The sequence below is a fragment of the Fervidobacterium pennivorans DSM 9078 genome, assembly GCF_000235405.2.
In the GTDB taxonomy this organism is placed as follows: domain Bacteria; phylum Thermotogota; class Thermotogae; order Thermotogales; family Fervidobacteriaceae; genus Fervidobacterium; species Fervidobacterium pennivorans.
Genome location: NC_017095.1, coordinates 1,149,278 through 1,167,234, shown reverse-complemented (window position 1 = coordinate 1,167,234; position 17,957 = coordinate 1,149,278). Strand labels below are relative to the sequence as shown.

At 38.7% G+C, this 17,957-nt stretch carries 17 protein-coding genes; 8 read left to right on the top strand and 9 right to left on the bottom strand.

Annotated elements, in window-relative coordinates; genetic code table 11:
- Positions 1–146: 146 nt before the first annotated feature.
- The 6 genes from rfbB to FERPE_RS05405 form a co-directional block, all read right to left on the bottom strand.
- Complete coding sequence (gene rfbB, locus FERPE_RS05430; protein ID WP_014451650.1) at positions 147–1,193, bottom strand: dTDP-glucose 4,6-dehydratase; 1,047 nt, start codon at positions 1,191–1,193, stop codon at positions 147–149.
- Positions 1,193–1,771 carry an acyltransferase gene (locus tag FERPE_RS05425; protein WP_014451649.1) on the bottom strand — a complete coding sequence of 193 codons (579 nt, stop codon included), beginning with the start codon at positions 1,769–1,771 and terminating at the stop codon, positions 1,193–1,195. The genes rfbB and FERPE_RS05425 overlap by 1 nt, the downstream gene beginning before the upstream one ends.
- A 2-nt stretch (positions 1,772–1,773) precedes the next feature.
- Positions 1,774–2,856, bottom strand: a complete 1,083-nt coding sequence (locus FERPE_RS05420) for a DegT/DnrJ/EryC1/StrS family aminotransferase (RefSeq protein WP_014451648.1) — start codon at positions 2,854–2,856, stop codon at positions 1,774–1,776.
- The gene (rfbA, locus tag FERPE_RS05415) at positions 2,853–3,725 is read right to left on the bottom strand and encodes a glucose-1-phosphate thymidylyltransferase RfbA (RefSeq protein ID WP_041263330.1); all 873 of its coding nucleotides are present in this window, start codon (positions 3,723–3,725) and stop codon (positions 2,853–2,855) included. The genes FERPE_RS05420 and rfbA overlap by 4 nt, the downstream gene beginning before the upstream one ends.
- Positions 3,726–3,756: 31 nt before the next feature.
- Positions 3,757–4,833, bottom strand: coding sequence for a TDP-N-acetylfucosamine:lipid II N-acetylfucosaminyltransferase family protein (locus FERPE_RS05410; RefSeq protein WP_014451646.1), 1,077 nt, complete (start codon positions 4,831–4,833; stop codon positions 3,757–3,759).
- A gap of 401 nt (positions 4,834–5,234) precedes the next feature.
- Positions 5,235–6,221, bottom strand: a complete 987-nt coding sequence (locus FERPE_RS05405; RefSeq protein ID WP_014451645.1) for a polysaccharide pyruvyl transferase family protein — start codon at positions 6,219–6,221, stop codon at positions 5,235–5,237.
- An 80-nt stretch (positions 6,222–6,301) separates the two neighbouring features.
- On the opposite strand from FERPE_RS05405, the gene FERPE_RS05400 reads away from it, so the two are divergent.
- Entirely contained in the window at positions 6,302–7,042 is a 741-nt protein-coding gene (locus FERPE_RS05400; RefSeq protein WP_014451644.1) for an MBL fold metallo-hydrolase, read from the top strand.
- A gap of 7 nt (positions 7,043–7,049) precedes the next feature.
- Here the strand turns inward: FERPE_RS05400 and ybeY are convergent, their stop codons facing one another.
- The 3 genes from ybeY to FERPE_RS05385 are packed head-to-tail and all read right to left on the bottom strand — an operon-like array spanning position 7,050 to position 9,954.
- Entirely contained in the window at positions 7,050–7,532 is a 483-nt protein-coding gene (gene ybeY / locus FERPE_RS05395; protein ID WP_082204744.1) for an rRNA maturation RNase YbeY, read from the bottom strand.
- A gap of 23 nt (positions 7,533–7,555) precedes the next feature.
- Positions 7,556–8,938: an HDIG domain-containing metalloprotein gene (locus tag FERPE_RS05390; protein WP_014451642.1), complete on the bottom strand. Its 1,383-nt coding sequence runs from the start codon at positions 8,936–8,938 to the stop codon at positions 7,556–7,558.
- Between the two features lie 50 nt (positions 8,939–8,988).
- Positions 8,989–9,954 carry a PhoH family protein gene (locus FERPE_RS05385; protein WP_014451641.1) on the bottom strand — a complete coding sequence of 322 codons (966 nt, stop codon included), beginning with the start codon at positions 9,952–9,954 and terminating at the stop codon, positions 8,989–8,991.
- Positions 9,955–10,132: 178 nt separating this feature from the next.
- Between FERPE_RS05385 and rpe the strand changes: the two genes are divergently transcribed.
- The 7 genes from rpe to FERPE_RS05350 all read left to right on the top strand — a co-directional run bounded on the left by rpe (position 10,133) and on the right by FERPE_RS05350 (position 17,945).
- Entirely contained in the window at positions 10,133–10,786 is a 654-nt protein-coding gene (rpe, locus tag FERPE_RS05380; protein ID WP_014451640.1) for a ribulose-phosphate 3-epimerase, read from the top strand.
- Between the two features lie 40 nt (positions 10,787–10,826).
- A complete protein-coding gene (locus FERPE_RS05375) occupies positions 10,827–13,391 on the top strand; it encodes a PHP domain-containing protein (RefSeq protein WP_155804109.1) in 2,565 nt (854 codons plus the stop codon).
- A 17-nt stretch (positions 13,392–13,408) separates the two neighbouring features.
- Positions 13,409–14,452 (top strand): AmmeMemoRadiSam system radical SAM enzyme, encoded by a 1,044-nt coding sequence (gene amrS / locus FERPE_RS05370; RefSeq protein WP_014451638.1) that lies wholly within the window; start codon positions 13,409–13,411, stop codon positions 14,450–14,452.
- Complete coding sequence (locus tag FERPE_RS05365) at positions 14,422–15,489, top strand: FAD:protein FMN transferase (RefSeq protein ID WP_014451637.1); 1,068 nt, start codon at positions 14,422–14,424, stop codon at positions 15,487–15,489. Before amrS ends, FERPE_RS05365 begins: the two co-directional genes overlap by 31 nt.
- A gap of 35 nt (positions 15,490–15,524) precedes the next feature.
- Positions 15,525–15,887, top strand: coding sequence for a YbaB/EbfC family nucleoid-associated protein (locus FERPE_RS05360; protein ID WP_014451636.1), 363 nt, complete (start codon positions 15,525–15,527; stop codon positions 15,885–15,887).
- A gap of 22 nt (positions 15,888–15,909) precedes the next feature.
- Positions 15,910–16,611, top strand: a complete 702-nt coding sequence (locus FERPE_RS05355; protein WP_014451635.1) for a rhomboid family intramembrane serine protease — start codon at positions 15,910–15,912, stop codon at positions 16,609–16,611.
- Between the two features lie 200 nt (positions 16,612–16,811).
- Entirely contained in the window at positions 16,812–17,945 is a 1,134-nt protein-coding gene (locus FERPE_RS05350) for a hypothetical protein (RefSeq protein ID WP_014451634.1), read from the top strand.
- Positions 17,946–17,957 lie beyond the last annotated feature (12 nt).

Here is a 17,957-nt window from a genome sequence, read left to right as displayed (position 1 = left end):
TGCTTCCCTATTGGTAACCACTACCGAGTGTCTTAGATTATTCTTAAAGGCTAACGTTCGTTTCGAATATCTCAACAAAACCAAAATTCTCAAGAGAAGTCTTGGGGAAAAATGATTCTACTTACTATTCTCCTTAACACTCTTTTTCACACACTGCCGCTATTGGTCTCCCTAAGCCTATTTCCATACATTTTTTCATAGTATTTCATATATTCACCGCTGACTATCTCTTTCCACCAATGCTCATTATCTAGATACCACTTTATCGTCTTTTCGATTCCTTCTTCGAAGTCGGTTTTCGGCTTCCATCCGAATTCTTCTTCCATTTTGCTCGTGTCCATTGCGTACCTCAGATCGTGTCCCGGTCTGTCTTTCACAAATCTTATCAAACTATCTGGTTTCCCAAGCTTTTTAAGTATCGTCTTCACGACTTCGATATTTCTCTTTTCGCAACTTCCCCCTATGTTGTACACTTCCCCTTCCTTACCTCTCTGCAAGATAATGTCTATCGCCTCGCAATGGTCGGTTACGTATATCCAGTCTCTCACATTCTGCCCTGTGCCGTAAACAGGCAATTCTTTATCATTCAATGCATTGATTATCATTAAGGGAATCAACTTTTCGGGAAACTGGTAAGGACCATAATTGTTCGAACACCTTGAGATAGTTACGGGTAACTTATACGTTCTGTAATACGCAAGCACGAGTAGATCAGCTGATGCCTTTGAAGCAGAATACGGAGAGGATGGTTTTAGATTATCTGTTTCTTTAAACTTTAGTTCCGGTCTATCGAGCGGTAAGTCACCATATACCTCATCAGTTGAAATTTGGTGAAATCTTTTTACACCAAATTTCCTTGAAGCATCAAGTAACACCTGTGTGCCAAGTACGTTTGTAACAAGAAATAACTCGGGATTCTCTATTGACCTGTCCACGTGTGATTCTGCTGCAAAATTTACCACAATATCAAACTTTTCTTGCTCAAATAAATCAAAAACAAGCCTCCTATCGACTATATCACCTTTGACAAAGCGAAAGTTTTTGTATTCCATCGCTTTCTGCAAGTTTGCCAAATTGCCTGCGTACGTCAATTTATCTAAACAAACGTACTCATGCTCAGGATGGTATTCTAACATGTAATATATAAAATTCGTTCCAATGAACCCGGCTCCTCCTGTGATGAGGTATTTCATTATTCTTGCCTCCTACTTTCTTCTAGCTTTCTTTCAAGTTGAAGAAGGTCTTTGCTCCTTTCTTTGATCTCTTTTGCAGGTATACCCACTGCTATCTTCCAGGGTTGTACATCTTTGGTAACCAAACTCATCGCCCCTATTGCTGCACCCTCGCCTATTGTAACACCTGGCAATATGGTTACCCCAGTTCCTACGATCACATGTTTTCCGATGTGAACCTTTCCACCCACCACATTTCTGTATTGACTTGGTACGGTTGGGTTTGTAAGGTACTTTCCACCGTAGTCATCTGTTACAGCGTATATAGCTACGCGGCTTGACAGCCCAGAAAAATCTTCCATTTCTATCCCATAGTCCCCAGCAAATAGATAACAACCTGCTGCTACGTGAATATAGCTCCCAAGCTTTATTCTCCCGGATAAAATACAAAAATCATCAATTCTTACATTATCTCCGATTTCAATTAGTTCCGGCGCATATATTGATGCTTTGCGACTTATCAGTACATTCTTTCCTATTTTAGCAAATCCAATTTCTCTGAGTTCTTCAGGTGTGTAAAACGATGTTTTGACTGCCATAATCAACCCCTCCTAATTACATCCTTGATGATTTGGCAAATTGTTTCAATATGTTTGGTCTCCAGCTCGCCGTACAAAGGCAAATGAAGTATCCTCGAGGAAACATTTTCCGAATTTGGACATCCTTCATTCGAAAACACTTTGTTCAGAGATGGATAGAAATACTTCCTGGGATTGTATCCGTTTGCTTTTAATTCTTCATAAACTCTGTTCCTTGTTATTGTATCCTTGAAAAGGACCGGCATATAAATATAGTTGTATTTTGTGAGCCCTGGATTCAATTTCTGGAAAACAACACCTGTACCTTCTAGGAGTTCTTTGTACATCTCGTAGTTCTTTTTCCTTTTTTCTATTTCCTCATCAACTATCTCCAAGTTCAACAACCCCATTGCTGCTTGAAATTCGTTCATCTTTGCGTTTATTCCTGGATGAACGATTTCTATTTGTTCGTTAAACCCAAAGTTCCTAAGCCTCCTTGCTTTTTCTATCAGATGAGGGTCCTCAGAAAATATGGCTCCTCCCTCTATTGTATGGAATACCTTAGTAGCGTGGAAACTTGCCACAGAAACATCCCCGTACTTATAGACAGACTGCCCTTTGTGGAATACATCAAAACAATGCGCTGCATCGTATATTACCTTTAAGTTGTTGCTTTTGGCAATTTTTTCTACCTCCTCTACAGCACAAGGATTCCCAAATACATGCACGGGCATTATTGCAACTGTTCTATCTGTTATTTTCTTTTCAATTTCCTCAGGGAGTATATTGAACGTTTCTGGATCAATATCCGCAAATACAGGTTTGTAACCTTGCCAAATTATTGCTTCAACAGTTGCCGCAAAAGTGAACGGAGTCACGATGATTTCCGATCCCTTGGGAAAATCAAAGAGTTCGAGAGCGATTATTAGTGCTAACGTTCCATTTGATACAAGCACACAGTTCGTATTGAAACGTTCCGATAGTTTCTTTTCAAGTTCAAGCAAGTAGTCTCCATTGTTCGTCAGCCATCTTGTCTCCCAAAGCTTTTTAATCTTATCGACGTACTTCTCAAACTCTGGCATCATGCTTCTTGTGACATTTATCATACACATTCACCCGCTATCGTAAGTAGATATTTGCCATATTCTGTCTTCTCCATTTTCTTTCCAAGTTCCAATAACTGTTCCCTTGTAATAAACCCCATCCTGTACGCAATTTCTTCAATACAGGCTATATAAAACCCTTGCCTTTTCTGTACCGTGGCAACGAAGTTGGCTGCTTCCAGAAAGCTTTCTGGCGTGCCGGTATCAAGCCATGCAAATCCTCTGCCTAATGGTATCACCTTTAGCTTGCCCATGCGCAGATATTCTTTGTTGACATCCGTAATTTCAAGTTCCCCCCTCCAGGATGGTTTAATGCTCTTGGCTATTTCAACCACCTGGTTGTCATAGAAATATAAGCCTGGAACGGCGTAGTTTGACTTGGGATTGGCCGGCTTCTCCTCAAGACTTATTGCATTAAACTTCTCATCAAACTCAACGACTCCAAAGTCTTTCGGGTTCTTGACAGGGTAAGCGAAGATTATTGCCCCATCCTCCAACTTCGCCGCCTGTTGCAAGATCGGTGTAAACCCCTGCCCAAAAAAGACGTTGTCTCCCAAGACAAGACAGACCGTATCGTTACCAATGAACTCTTCACCTACGATAAAAGCGTCAGCTATTCCTCTTGGTTTCTCCTGTGCTTTGTATTGAAATTGTACGCCAAGTTGAGAACCATCGCCAAGAAGCTTTTGATACAGAGCCAGGTACTCGGGATTCGAAATAACTAGAATCTCTCGAATCCCAGCCAACATCAAAACGGAGAGTGGGTAATATATGAGTGGTTTATCATATAGTGGCAAAAGCTGCTTATTCACAGCTATCGTTGCTGGATAAAACCTGGTCCCAGAACCACCTGCTAGGATTATACCTTTCAAGTTTGTCCCCCTCCTTTGTAAAGCTGCACTCTCAATTGGAAAATAAATTTCTCCATACTTCAACGCAGCGTTCCTCAGAAAATTCTCTTGCAATTATTTCACTGTTTCGTCTTCCAATTCGTTCATCAAAATCAAAAATGCTATTATCGGGCTTTTGCAGAAATTCTTTTGTATCATATACGGTTATTCCTAATCTCTGGAAAAACCCCCAGGTTGGTATATCACTTCGAGTATATACTTTCTTACCAAGATAGAGCAACGCAAGAATGTTCCCCAGTCCTTGCTGCCTGTTATGATTAAAAATCGCAGCATCAACAGAGGCGAGGATCTTTGCGTATTCGTCCGGACTTAGAAACTGTGTGAGAGGTACGAAACGAGTGCCAAATATCCTCTGTCCCATTTCAATGATCTTCTCGGCGTATCTTTTGTCACCGTATGAAAGTGGACATATTATCTCAAAATCTTCTTCTTTCAGTTTGGATAACGCCTGGAGGATTTCTAAGTGCTTGTTGGTCTCAGTTGCCGAATTCCCAATAAGACACTTTTTCTTACTGGAAGAAGATAAAGAGGCCATATTCCTCACACTATCAAGGAGTGAAAAATCAACAGGATTCGGGTAAAAAACATAGAAATAGCGAGCGGAAGTAGCATACTTCGTCTTCAGAAATTCATAATCTTCTTTAACGAGACATCCCACACCTTTTATTTTCTTGATAACAACAGATTTAACGAACTCAATTATTTTTTCTTTTGGATTGTGGTGTTCTTTCACCCAATAGTTATAAAGATCTCCACCCCATAAGATCCAAATCGTTTTTCTTAATACGCTTGGCTTAGTAAAGAGCAACATCAAGCCACGTGTAAAAAACAACGAATGGGCGATAATCAACCTTGCTTGCTTTACCAATCTAAAGTATGTCGGTAATTTTCTCAGTGAATCAACACAAAGTACTTTTATATCAGTATTCGTTTTATTAATTCGCTGCGAACAGTTACGCCCGAAAGCTACAACAACGTGTTCATTCTTTGGAAAGTTTTCAGCAAGGAATTCGAGAAATTTTTTCGTATAAGCACTTTTATAGCCAGCGAGTAACAGGTGTACTACCATTGTAATCCTCCTTGGTAAAGTGCTTTTATTCAAACAATAAGGTTAAATGTGGTCTTCAACTGGTTCTATTACTTTCACTTTTTCTAAATATTTTTCAAGGTTATATTCCTCAATCTTTCTTGTTCTTGGATGTATTGGAACTACTATTGATATTTCTCTTGAATGTCCTTAATCCTTCTTCTACTTTTTTGGCTATGAATCTACTTTCGGTATTTGTTCTTCAATAAACGGGTTTTAAGTTCATTACCTTTCTAAGTATATAATTTAGAATTTATGTTACAAAATCATTTTACCGCATTTTGCAAGCATATTATACCACAAATTGTTTTAAAACCCAATATGGTCTCAAAATTTTTATTTTTTTTAAATCATCATTAATAAACAAGATTAATCATACTATGTCAAAGTATTGAGCCGGATGACTTGATTTTGATCAGTAATTTATAAAGTTTTTTGAATGACTCATCGCACTCTTTATCCATTTCTGATTTCAGGTATAACGGATTTTCCGAAACACTCTTGTACCTTTGATAAATGTCTACCATGTCTTTTGCGAAGAATTCTTTTCTGTTTGTGTACTTTCTAAAGAATCTTTCCGCTTTAGAATTTTCCAAAGAAATAAATGGAATGCCAAAATACGCACCAACGAGGGTAGGATGGAATCTTTCAGAAATTATAAACTTGGACGATAATAGATATGACAAAACTGAGTTAACATCATCAGGGTTATCGAAATAGTCAGCATTCAATCTTTTACTTACTATTTTTGCAATGTTTATATCAGTGTTCTGTGCTGGGCAAACGATTATGTTATTGAAATACTTTCCTAATATGTCGTATTTGTCAACATTTTGAATATTTCTTGGCACAAGAACTAAGTCGTATTTTTTCTCGGGTAGTTTGTCAATCGTGCTGAGAAATCTAACAGCTGGGTCGCAAGAGAGTACTGTATTCTTGTTAATGCGCTTCGCGAATCTATAAGAAACTAAATCTCTTGCAAAAATATAAATCTTTTCATTTTTGAGGGTTTTATTCAACAAACATCTATCCAAAGGTTTTTTAATAGGTCCGAAGCTATTACCGAACAAAATAACTGGTTTATTCAGAAGAAAGCTTAATTGTATTGTAGATATGTAGTATAAAAAGCTTTTTGAGCTTGTTATATCCTGTAGTAATCCCCCGCCTCCGTAAATGAGAACATCACAATCAAAAATAGCACCTAAAAGTTCAAGTAAATTGAACCGAGATATTGAGTCTTTGCTTTCTCTTTTCGGTAGTGCAGTGATGTAGTCAATTTTGTATTTTTTTAAGAAATCTTCCATGCTTAATCGCATCAATTCATCACCGAAATTACCGTAACCGTAGTAACCAGATAGTAAAACTTTCAAGGAATTACCAACTCCTTCAGAGAAAAATTTATGTGAAAAACACTTGTCAAAATAGCACGCGATGATTGAGGTGTTGCAAAGTGGTAAAAAAAGTTACTGAAAATGTATATTTAATCGAGCATGAGGAAGCAGCAAATAACGTAATAATCATTGGAAAGAAAGGTGTTGTGTTGATTGACACGTCGCTTTTCCCAGAAAAAGCAAAGAGTATTGCAAAATTCGTTCGGGACTTTACGATGAAAAATATAAGTCTTGTTTTTAACACACATTACCATCCAGACCATACACTTGGGAACGTTGCTTTTGACGTTCCTATTTTAGCACACGAGCTTACAAGGAAAAAGATGGAGCAATTTGACGCTTCGTATTTTGAAAGTTTGGGCATTGAGTACACTGAGCCAAAACTACCAAATGTGCTCTTTCAAGACCAGTTCGAATACGAAGATGGCTTAAAGATACTCTTTATCTATGGACCTGGACATACCCCAGACTCATCCTATGTATATATTCCCAGTGAATCGGTCTTAATTACAGGTGATACTGTGGTTAATGATATACACCCAGAGATAGTTCCTGACAGCAATTTGAACGTATGGTTGAAGACGTTAGATAACATGCCACAGGCAAAGTACGTGATTCCGGGTCATGGTGATTATGGTTCTTATGATAGCGTGAAAAAAATGAGAGATTATATCGATAAAGTAAGAAGGCTTATAAACGGTGAACTCAATCCATATGAGCTCGAAACCGACCCGAATTTTGTCGAACGAAAACATGCAGAAATGCTCGAGTGGGGCATCAAAAACCTTACCATTGAATAGCTAACGGTTATTCACTAAGCAATTTTCTAAGGTACATCTCTTGTTTTTGAAACATTTCCTCAGCATTTGTTGCATCATATTCGTGGTCGTAACCAGCCATGTGTAAAATAGAGTGAACAACCACCGTCAAGAGTTCTTTTTCAAATGTATTGTTGTATTCCTCGGCATTTTTCTTAACGATATCTAAGCATATGTATCCTTCAGCGTACGGCTCAGTTGTGTTTTCAAATGCTTTCTCCCCCAGATTTTCAACTTCTTCGTGGGAGTTTCCATAAACAAATGTTAGTACGTCGGTTGGTCCTTCCTTTCCTCGGTAATCCCTGTTCATCTCTGCAATTGTTTCGGTATCAACGAAAATAAAATGTATAAGAACTCTTCCAATTTCTTTTTCAATGATTTCGGAAAGTTTCTTTTTGTAGGGACTTAGTATTTTCTCCACTTCTTCAGGTACTTCGAAAAACCTAAGTAACTCTTCCAAGAATATCACCATCCTGTTTTTTCGTTGTTCTATTTTTATCCTATAGTTTCTATCTCCTTATTTATCGTTGGGTATTCTATCCTATGCGCTGAAAGACTTTGAAAGACACCCAAGAAACTATCCATTATGGTTCTTAATTCACCCAGTGTTAAACCGGTTTCGTCGAGCTGATTCTCTTCAAAGAGCTCTATTATAGTCTTCTCTATGACCTTTTTTATTTCTTCGACTGAAGTGTTTTTAAGACTCTTTGATGTTGCCTCAACAATATCAGCCAGCATCAGAATACCCATTTCTTTACTTTTTGGTTTTGGTCCTGGATATCGATATTCTTCTATAGGGGTATTTTGGTTTTCTGTCAAAGCCTTTATATAGAAATACTTCTGTACTCTTGTTCCATGGTGTTGAGGAATTGCTAGTTCTATTTGGATAGGTAATCTGTTTTTCCGAGCAATTTCGATACCATCGGTAACGTGCTTCATAATGATACTCTTGCTAACGTCAGGAGGTAATGTATTGTGCGGGTTTTCCTCAGGTGACTTTAAGTTCTCTACAAAAAACTCAGGGTTTCTTACCTTACCAATGTCATGGTAAAGCGCGCAGGCTCTGACAAGTACTGAATTAGCACCTATGCTTTCTGCAGCATGTTCGGCTAGTTCAGCAACTCGTAAGCTGTGTTGATAGGTGCCAGGCGCATGGAGTGAAAGAGTTTTAAGCAAAGGATGGTTAATCGTCGCAATTTCAGCAAGCCCAATGTTGGAGTAAATGCGTGTCGTTATTTCGATATACGGCAGAATGCCAACAACGGCAATAGATGAGAATATGGGGTTCAAGAATATCACTATGTAGTCTTTCAGAGAGAAGTAAAAATGTCGAACTGGTTCTTGTAAAAGAATCATTAACAAGCTAACGATACCCGATACTAAACCAGCTTTTGCGACCTGTATTCTATTCTTTGTGTTCTTTAGCAAGTATGTAGAGATAACCACTTGAGGGAAAAGGTGTAGGAACATGAAGAAATCGTGGTGATGAAAAGCGGTTGAAAGTGAGAGAATCAACCCAGCGCTAGCACCGAACTCGTAGTCAACAAGGAGTGTAATAATCATTGGAGCAATTATAATTGGTATGTAGCTAATACCGTATGTTTTATAAACTATAGTATTTAAGGCTGCTCCACCAAGCAGGGTTGTGTAGAAAAGTAATCTATACCTGATATCAAAGTTGATGACATTAGAGTTCCGGATGAAATGTTCAATAATGCCATACCATATTATGAGTATCAAAATAAACTCATTTGCAAGGTCAAGGACTCCAAGGTCGTAGAGGTTATTTGCAACGCTTATGATGAGTGCAATAATTATACCATCGTACATGAAAGATTCGCTTAACATTACTTCTGACCTATGAGCTTGTTGTTCCATTCTTCCCGTTCTCTCCTCGTATGAACGTCGTTTTTTATGTTTCTGATAATTCATCTACTTGTTTTTTGCTTCTCCATTTTTTCTTGTTTTTCCATTCTTTCAAAGTTATCGTATGCTCTTATGATTTTCTTAACAAGGGGGTGTCTTACAACGTCAGCATCAGTTAAGTAAACAAACGCAATACCCTCTATGTCTTTGAGTATCTCTTGCGCTACTACTAGTCCTGACCTTTCTTCTATGTCTATTTGTGTTATGTCACCAGTAACTATAACTTTCGAACCAAAACCCATACGTGTCAGAAACATTTTCATTTGTTCATATGTTGTATTCTGTGCTTCATCAAGTATTATAAAAGCGTTGTTCAGTGTTCGGCCACGCATATATGCCAGTGGTGCTATTTCTATAACGTTTTTCTCCCTAAGAGAGATGAATTTTTCGATTCCAAGCATATCTATAAGTGCATCGTACAAAGGTCTGAGATAAGGGTCTACTTTCTCTGTCAAGTCGCCAGGCAGAAATCCAAGTTTTTCTCCAGCTTCAACCGCCGGCCTTGTGAGGACAATCCTTTGCACTTTTCCTGATTTTAGATAATCTACAGCTACAGCCGATGCAAGATACGTCTTACCCGTGCCTGCGGGCCCTATCGCAAAGACTATATCATTTTTCTCTATGGCTTCCAGATATCTTTTCTGGCCTTCTGTTTTAGCTTTTACCTTTCCAACAGATTTTTTGTATACTTCTCTAGGGTTTTCTATCTTTTCGTTTTCTTCAACTATGTATTCAAATTCTGTCCAGTCAAGCAAGTGACCATCGCGTGTTATGTTGATAACTTCCCTTAAAACCTTTTCGACAATATCGAGGGACTTTTCATCCTCTCCTCTTACTCTGATTTCGTTGTCTACAACTGAGATTTCCACGTTGTATCTCCTTCTCAGATACCGTGCCTTGTTATCGTACTGTCCAAGCACTTCTATCATAGCAACATCAGCAGGTACAACGATTCTCCTTACCGACACATCTTCACCTCGCAAAATATTTGTATTTTTAGTTTCCACGTGTATAATTATATCAGAAAAGAGGGAAAATTTCTATTAAAATTATGACGGTTTATTTTTCTGGTGTGTATCACGAAGGTTCAATCTAGATTTAATAACCGCAATGAGTGTAATAATTGTTCGAAAAGGAGGATAAACTATGGCTATTGTGAGTGCATCTATACTTGCAGCCAACTTAGCACACCTTAGTGAAGAGGTTAAAAGAGTGCAGGAGCTGATAGACGAGATACACCTTGACGTCATGGATGGGCACTTTGTTCCGAATTTAACTTTTGGATTTCCAATGATAGAGGCTCTTAGAACATTTACCAATATGCCCATTGATGCACACCTTATGGTTACAAATCCAACAGAACTTATCAAGGGTTTCGTCGAAAAGGGAGCTACAAGAATCACTGTCCATCAAGAGGTATGTTATCATCTGCACAGAACGGTAGAGTATATAAAGTCTTTTGGAGCGGAAGCTTTCGTTGCTATCAATCCGGCAACGCCGTTGTCCACTTTAGATGAAATACTACCATACGTGGATGGTATATTGGTAATGACAGTCAATCCAGGCTTTTCTGGACAGAAATTCATTCCAACAATGATGGATAAAATAAAAAGACTTAATGACATTAGGAAGGAAAGAAAGCTAAACTTTAAGATAGCGGTTGATGGAGGGGTAGGAAACGAAAACGCCGTAGAACTTGTTAGAGCAGGTGTTGATATTCTGGTGATGGGATACGGTGTGTTTAGAAATCCAAGGCTTCCAGAGTTGAGACGCGAAATCTTAAATGCATCTGGCCAGTGAAAATATATCTGAGATACCGATTGTTTGAGGTGGTTGATTTATAACTATTTGCATCGCTTCGCCTTATTCTTTTGAAGGTTCCGTGATAAAATTCGAAGAGTTATTTAAATGGTGCCTGGAGAACGGTTTTGACCAGGTTGTGCTTTCTGACACTACATTCTCTGGCGTCGTTAAGTTTTTGCAAACAGCTACGATTTACAAAGTAAAAGGTATCGTAGGACTTAGAGTTGGTATAGATACTTATATTGCCAAAGACACAAACGATTTGAAAAAGATGTTTAGTGTATACAATGACTATGGAAAGACACCGGAACTTGTGGAATTTCTCAAGCATAACTTCGAGTCCATCTCCCAGCCACCGATTTACTATCTGCCTGGTCAAGAAGATTATTTTAAGGCATTGGTAGAATATTTTGGAAAAGCTCCTGAGGGAGTTTCTTTAGTGACAGATTTCAAAGGTTTTGAACTCAAGGTTAGAGGCGAATTTAGATACGATTTGAAGAGTACTCAAACGTTACATTATGAAAAATCAAAGGATGTACTGCTCGAACTTTTGGAAAACGAGAAGGAATATTACGACAGGCTCAAACACGAAATTGAATTAGTCAAGAAATTTGGATTCGAGGGGTATTTTTACACAATTAAGCGCATAGTGGATTTGGCAAGGGAAAATAACATAGAAGTTGGACCGGGAAGGGGAAGTGCTGTTGGTAGTTTGCTCGCTTACAGGCTTGGAATTACAAAGGTAAACCCTATGGAATTCGGATTGCTATTTGAAAGGTTTTTGAACGAGGGTAGGAGAGATTATCCAGATATTGATTTAGACGTTGAAGATATACAGCGCCAAAGACTGATAAGTATTCTAAGAGAGGAATTTGCAAATGTCTACAATATAAGTGCGTTTGCAACAATGCCAGAAAAGGTATTGAATGAATATGGACCTTTATCAGATTACCTATCTGATATCCCTGTTCAAAGAACAACACATGCAGCTGGCGTTATAATTTCAACGACTCCAATGAACCTTCCTCTTGCCCCCGGCACGGAAACGGTAGAGTGGGATATGAAAGATTTAGAAAAGCTAGGATATGTGAAGTTTGACATTCTTGGTTTAAAGACATTGACCATCCTAAAGTACATAAAAGAAGAAGCAAAACGATTGTGGAATTTTTCTGTTGGTTCTAAGAATGGTGAGCTGGACGATTTATACGAAATGATACCAGAATTTGAAAAAACCGGCGAAGGTAAAAAGACATACAAGTACATATCTGTTGGTTTTACGGATAATATTTTCCAACTTGACAGTTTTATAGGTAAGCAAGTTGTTCGTGATTTAAAACCTTCAAAGTTTGAAGAGCTTGTTTTAGCAATATCACTCAACAGGCCAGGACCTATCAAAGCTGGTGTAACTAGGGAAATAAGGCAACTCAAATTGAAAAAAGAGCTGAAATTCAAAGTTCCGCAATTAAGTGACACTTACGGCTTTCCAATTTACCAAGAGCAGGTAATGAAAATTGCTATGGACTTAGCAGGATTGACAAGTGTTCAGGCAGATGAACTGAGAAAGGCGATAGCAAAAAAGGATGTAAGCAAGGTCAGAGAAATATACGAAACGCTCACAAATAAACTTGTAGAAATTTACGGCAGTGAGGGTAAAGAGCTCGCAAGAGTTATACTTAGTTTGGGAGAGTACGCGTTTAACAAATCCCACGCAGTAGCGTATGCGCACATTACGTATCTTATGGCATATTTCAAAATCAATTATCCAAAGCTTTTTTACGATGTTTATCTAAAGTACGACACAACTATTCTACCTACAGCTGTTTACAATTTACAGGCGCTCGGTTTCACTATACGTCCACCTAAGGTGAACATCGGGTCTTTACCTGCTCAAAGTAACAGAAAGGCAGAAGAAAAGACATATGTGATGCCACTCTATGTTGTTCCTGGAATTTCTCCGGAAAAGGCAGAAATTTTGCAAAATCAGACATTCAATTCATTTGAAGAATTTGTAGAGAAATCCGGGTTTTCACTTTCCACAATAGAGGCGCTAATAAAGATTGGGACATTTGACGAGATATTTGGAAGTAGAAGGAAAGCTATCCAAAAATTGCGCTCTTTGAAAAGTGGTATTAACCCAGAGGTTGTTAAGATTGGGAGCAAGCTTTTCGGAAAGGTGATACAAAAAGAAGAGATAAAGGTTGAAGATGACTGGGAACGGACTCAGATGGAGTACGATATTTTGAAGATAGCGTTGACCCCTCCAACAAAGATTGAGAATCTATTAGCCCCATTCTCTCTTGCCTATGCTTTGCAACTACCGTTCGGTATACATGTGGCAGTGAGAGCAGGTTTCGGAACCGATGGAAAGAGTGTTTTTAAGGCTCATATTCCAGATGGCGAATATACACTAATATACCCCAACACATACGAATTGGGAAAGCTAAAAATAGATTATGTACTCGACGAAGAACCTTTGAAAAGTGAGATATCCAAAACAACAGCTGGCAATGGATATGAAAGAATCGTTCTACCAAACGGTGAAATAATACAAAACGCAAGACCTCTTAAAAACTCCTTTAGGACGTTATTTGTCAGAAGTTAATAAGGTGGTGAGTCTGAATGAGCACCCACGAGTACGATAGTGTGCCTGAGTTTATGAAGCTCAAAGAAGCGATGTTTTACGAACAGCTTGGAAATAACATGGTTAAATGTGACCTGTGCCCTCATAAATGTGTAATAAAAGAAAACAGTTTTGGAGTCTGTAGAGTTAGAAAAAATATAAACGGTAAGCTTTATTCACTGAACTATGGTGAAGTCAGTTCGATAGCACTTGACCCAATAGAGAAGAAACCTCTTTTCCATTTCTACCCAGGAAGTTTGATAATATCCGTGGGCACTTGGGGTTGCAACTTTCGATGCCAATTTTGTCAAAATTGGGAGATTTCCCAACAAAGACCACCATACGTAAAAAAGATAACTCCTGAAGATTTAGTCGATATTGCAACGGAATACATACACGAAGGAAACATAGGCATTGCTTACACATACAGTGAACCGATAGTATGGTATGAGTTTGTATATGAGACGGCCAAACTGGCAAAAGCTAAAAATCTCAAGAACGTATTGGTTACAAATGGTTACATCAACGACCGGCCACTCGAAGAATTGATACCATTCATCGATGCAATGAACATAGATCTTAAAGGCTTTAACAACGATTTTTATCAAAAAGTTTGTGGCGGAAGGTATGAGTATGTGCTGAGGACTATAGAAAAAGCGCATAACGCAGGTGTTCATGTGGAGGTTACTACACTGATAGTTACAGGAGGAAACGACAATTTCGATGAACTTGAAGAAGAATTCAAGGCATTAGCAAAGATATCTAGCGATATCCCACTGCATCTTTCTCGTTATCATCCAGCATATAGATACGGTGAGCCTCCAACGAGAGTGGAATTTCTAATAGAAGCTTACAAACTTGCCAAAAAATATCTGAATTACGTATACCTGGGGAATGTCTGGGACGAGCGATACGAAAGTACATATTGTCCAAAGTGTGGAAGTCTTGTTATAATTAGAAGAGGCTATAATGTAGAGATTGTAAATTTGGATGAGGAAGGGCGGTGTAAGGTGTGCAGCAACCAGATCCTAAAGAAATCATGATACTCAACAGAATCGTGGTTTTTTCAGTTATTGTTCTTTTCATAATTATCGCAGCTATTTACCTGCTCTTTGTTTCTGGAAAAACGGGTCAGTATTCAGATTTTGAAGATTACATATTTGGAACTTACGTTCGTATCAGAATTTCTTCAAAGGTCAATCCTTCGACCATTTCCAAGGCAATATTTAACGAAATGAAACGATTAGAAAAGAAATTTGATCCATACATTGAGTCATCTATCATATACAAGCTGAACCACTCAGAAGATTGGGTTGAAGTTGATGATGAAACATTATCGGTGATAGATTTGGCACTTAAGATTGCGCGTGATACGGAAGGTGCGTTTGACCCTGCATTAGGACGACTCATCCAGCTATGGGGATTCAGCAAGTTTACAGAAAGAGAGGCAACAGGAACATTCACAGTTCCTAGTGCCAGTGAAATAGCGGAAGCAGTTTCGAACTCCGGTTATCAAAAAATAGCAATTGACTATATTAACAAGAAAATTAAAACGAACGGTGCATGGATAGACCTTGGCGGTATATTAAAAGGATACGCGCTGAAACGTGCTTACCAGATAGCTAAGGAATTCGATAAATCGTGTCATGGATTTGTGGAAACGGGTGGGCAGATAATGATTCTTGGTCCAAAATACAACAAAACACATTGGGTTATAGGTGTCAGAGACCCACGAGGACAGCCAGGGGAAAATATAACAATAGTCTACCTAAGTGAAGGTTCCATAGCCACAAGTGGCGATTACGAGAGGTTCTTTATCGTTGATAACGTTAGGTACCACCATATACTGGACCCAAGAACAGGTTATCCTGCAAATAAAGCAATCAGTGCAACCGTGATAGCTGGTGACCCTGTTATTGCCGATGCGTTTTCAACCGCAGCGTTTGTGCTTGGAGAAGATAGGTGGTTATTTACGCGAACCGTATTCCCAAAATACGGTGCTGAGGTTCTTTTAGTTACTCCGAAAAAGCAGTTGCTCAGAACAGATAACTTCAGAATATACGAGATGTCGGACAGATAATATTGCTTAAAAATCACAAAAAGGAGGATAACAGTATGAAAAAGTTGAAGAGTTTTGGTGGAAGAAACCTTGGTGGTGGCGGTGGTGCACCGGGAATTCCAAAGAACTTTGCGGAACTTCAGAGGCTACAAATGAAGATGGAGGAAGAACTCAAAAACTTGGAAGAATCATTCGCTCAAGAACAGGTAGAGGTTGAAGTTGGCGGTGGTGCACTCAAAATCGTGGCAACGTGTGACAGGCAAATACGGGACATCGTATACGATAAGGAGTTATTAGATGATTTGGAAATGTTCAACGATATGCTCAAAACGGCTATGAGCGAGGTATGGCAAAAAGTTGAAAGTATAAGGGAAGAAAAAACAAACGAGATAATTGCGAAATACAATCCATTGGCTTAATTTCATTTAGTGGAGGAGTAGTATGTTCAGATTTCTTGATAAAATAGCTTCACGAAGGCAATTGTACATGTACATCATAATGATAGATTCCATAATCTTGCTTGCGTTTTACGTTGTTCAAACGTTTTTCGTAAGTGAGCCCTATGCTTATCTCTTGTTCGGTGCACAATACGGTCCGCTTGTTGACCAAGGTGAGTGGTGGAGAATCGTAACTGCAATGTTCATGCATGGTGGTTTTTTGCACTTAGCGTTCAATATGTATGCTCTTTACATACTTGGTAGCTATGCGGAGGGGATTTACGGTACATACCGTTTCCTCTCCTATTTTATTTTAACCGGTATAGCCGGTAATATAGCTACACACTTTTTCTACCATGATTCACTATCAGTAGGTGCAAGCGGTGCCATCTTTGGATTGGTTGGAGCACTCTTTGCAGCTGGTTTTAGAAAAGATACGCCTTTCTTTTTGAAACCGATAACGGGGAGTGCTCTGCTACCGATGATAATATTGAATGTCGCACTTGGATTTATTCCAGGTTCTGGCATAAACAACGCGGCACATATAGGTGGGTTACTATCAGGTATGCTCCTTGGATACGCAGTTCCTGTTTACTCATCGTATCGTGCTGAGAGATTTTGGAAAATAGTAGCGATTTTGTTTTTAGTGCTCGTTGGAGTAAGTTTTGGAATGCTGATATACTCTGATGTAATGATGTTTCATTAAATCATTTGACGGGGCTCCATATACCATGAATATCTAAGTACCGCTACTCATAAAGTTGGAAACCTGTTTGGCTTTTAAAGAAAACCACTTCAGAGAATAAACAAGCTCGTTGTTTTAAAAAAGAAGATAAAAAAAGAATGTTTGGGCTATGTGGAAGTAGTATGGCGTAAAGAACGCCAAAAACAAAGAGGTGGTCTGGTATGACCCAAAAATTTATGGTTTCTCGAAAAGTGTCAAGAGTTCTGTTAACTCTGTTAGTTGTACCAATTATGCTGGTTGTGTTCTCATCTATCCTATTTGCTGATGTCCTTGTCTTGTTCAATTATTATGGTTGGTTGGTCAAAAATGTCGCAGACGGCTTCGTTATTCCTGAGAGCTGGCAGGTTTTACAGGCATCGGCATCGAAATGGTATGTTGAATCGACAGCAACCCAAACAAAATACGAACTACCCACAACATTACCGCTAGGAACTTACAAGATATTGGAGAATTATCTTGTTTCAGAAACAGGGGATATGTTCACAAATACTGCTTTTGGACTTGCAAAGGTACTTGAGAAAGGAAAGACTGAGAATGTTCTTAGACTTAGTGAAGAGGCTGATGTGCTTTTCAGGATTCCTGGTTCATACAGGATATACTACAGCTTAAAAGAAGACACACTTGAACAGTTTTTTGAGCTTAAGGCACCTATCGAAAAGGCGTATGTAATTTTGTCAACAGCTCCGGATGAAACAAGAGCAACGACTTTTAACAAAATGACCCTTGCACAGTCAGTAGAAGCACTCGAAACATCATCAGCTGGTAGAAAGATTTTCGTCTTGGGGAACATGGAAGGTTTGGATAAGGGGTTAAATATCAAGAATAAGACCGTCAAAGTGGTTAGAAAGGATATCAATAGGATAAGTCTAACTTACAACTACAGTTACAACTGGCAAGCTGCCGATTATGTTGTTGAGCTGAAGACAGATGAAGAACTTCCCGCTGGAGAGTTATATGTTTATGGTAATATCCTGGGCTATACTGTTCCTATCGGGCTTACACAAATGCCTGATTTGAACAAAGAAGGAAGCGTTTTTATTTCAAAGAGCTGGCAAGTTTTTCACTCTTGGACACTTACTAAATCAACAAAAATCGGCGGAAGGGTTTATATAACTGGAGAATTAAATTTAAAAGGGCACGGACTTACAAAGGTGGTCATACAAGCAAAAGGTATTTCAAACCTCTCTATCTCGGCTGGAACTATCGTTAAACAGTTAGCAGATTATGCTGAGGTTGAGCTGAATGTGTCCGGTGTTGCGAAGATTTCTATATCCTTTAGTTATCTGATAGATTAAGCGTACAGGAGG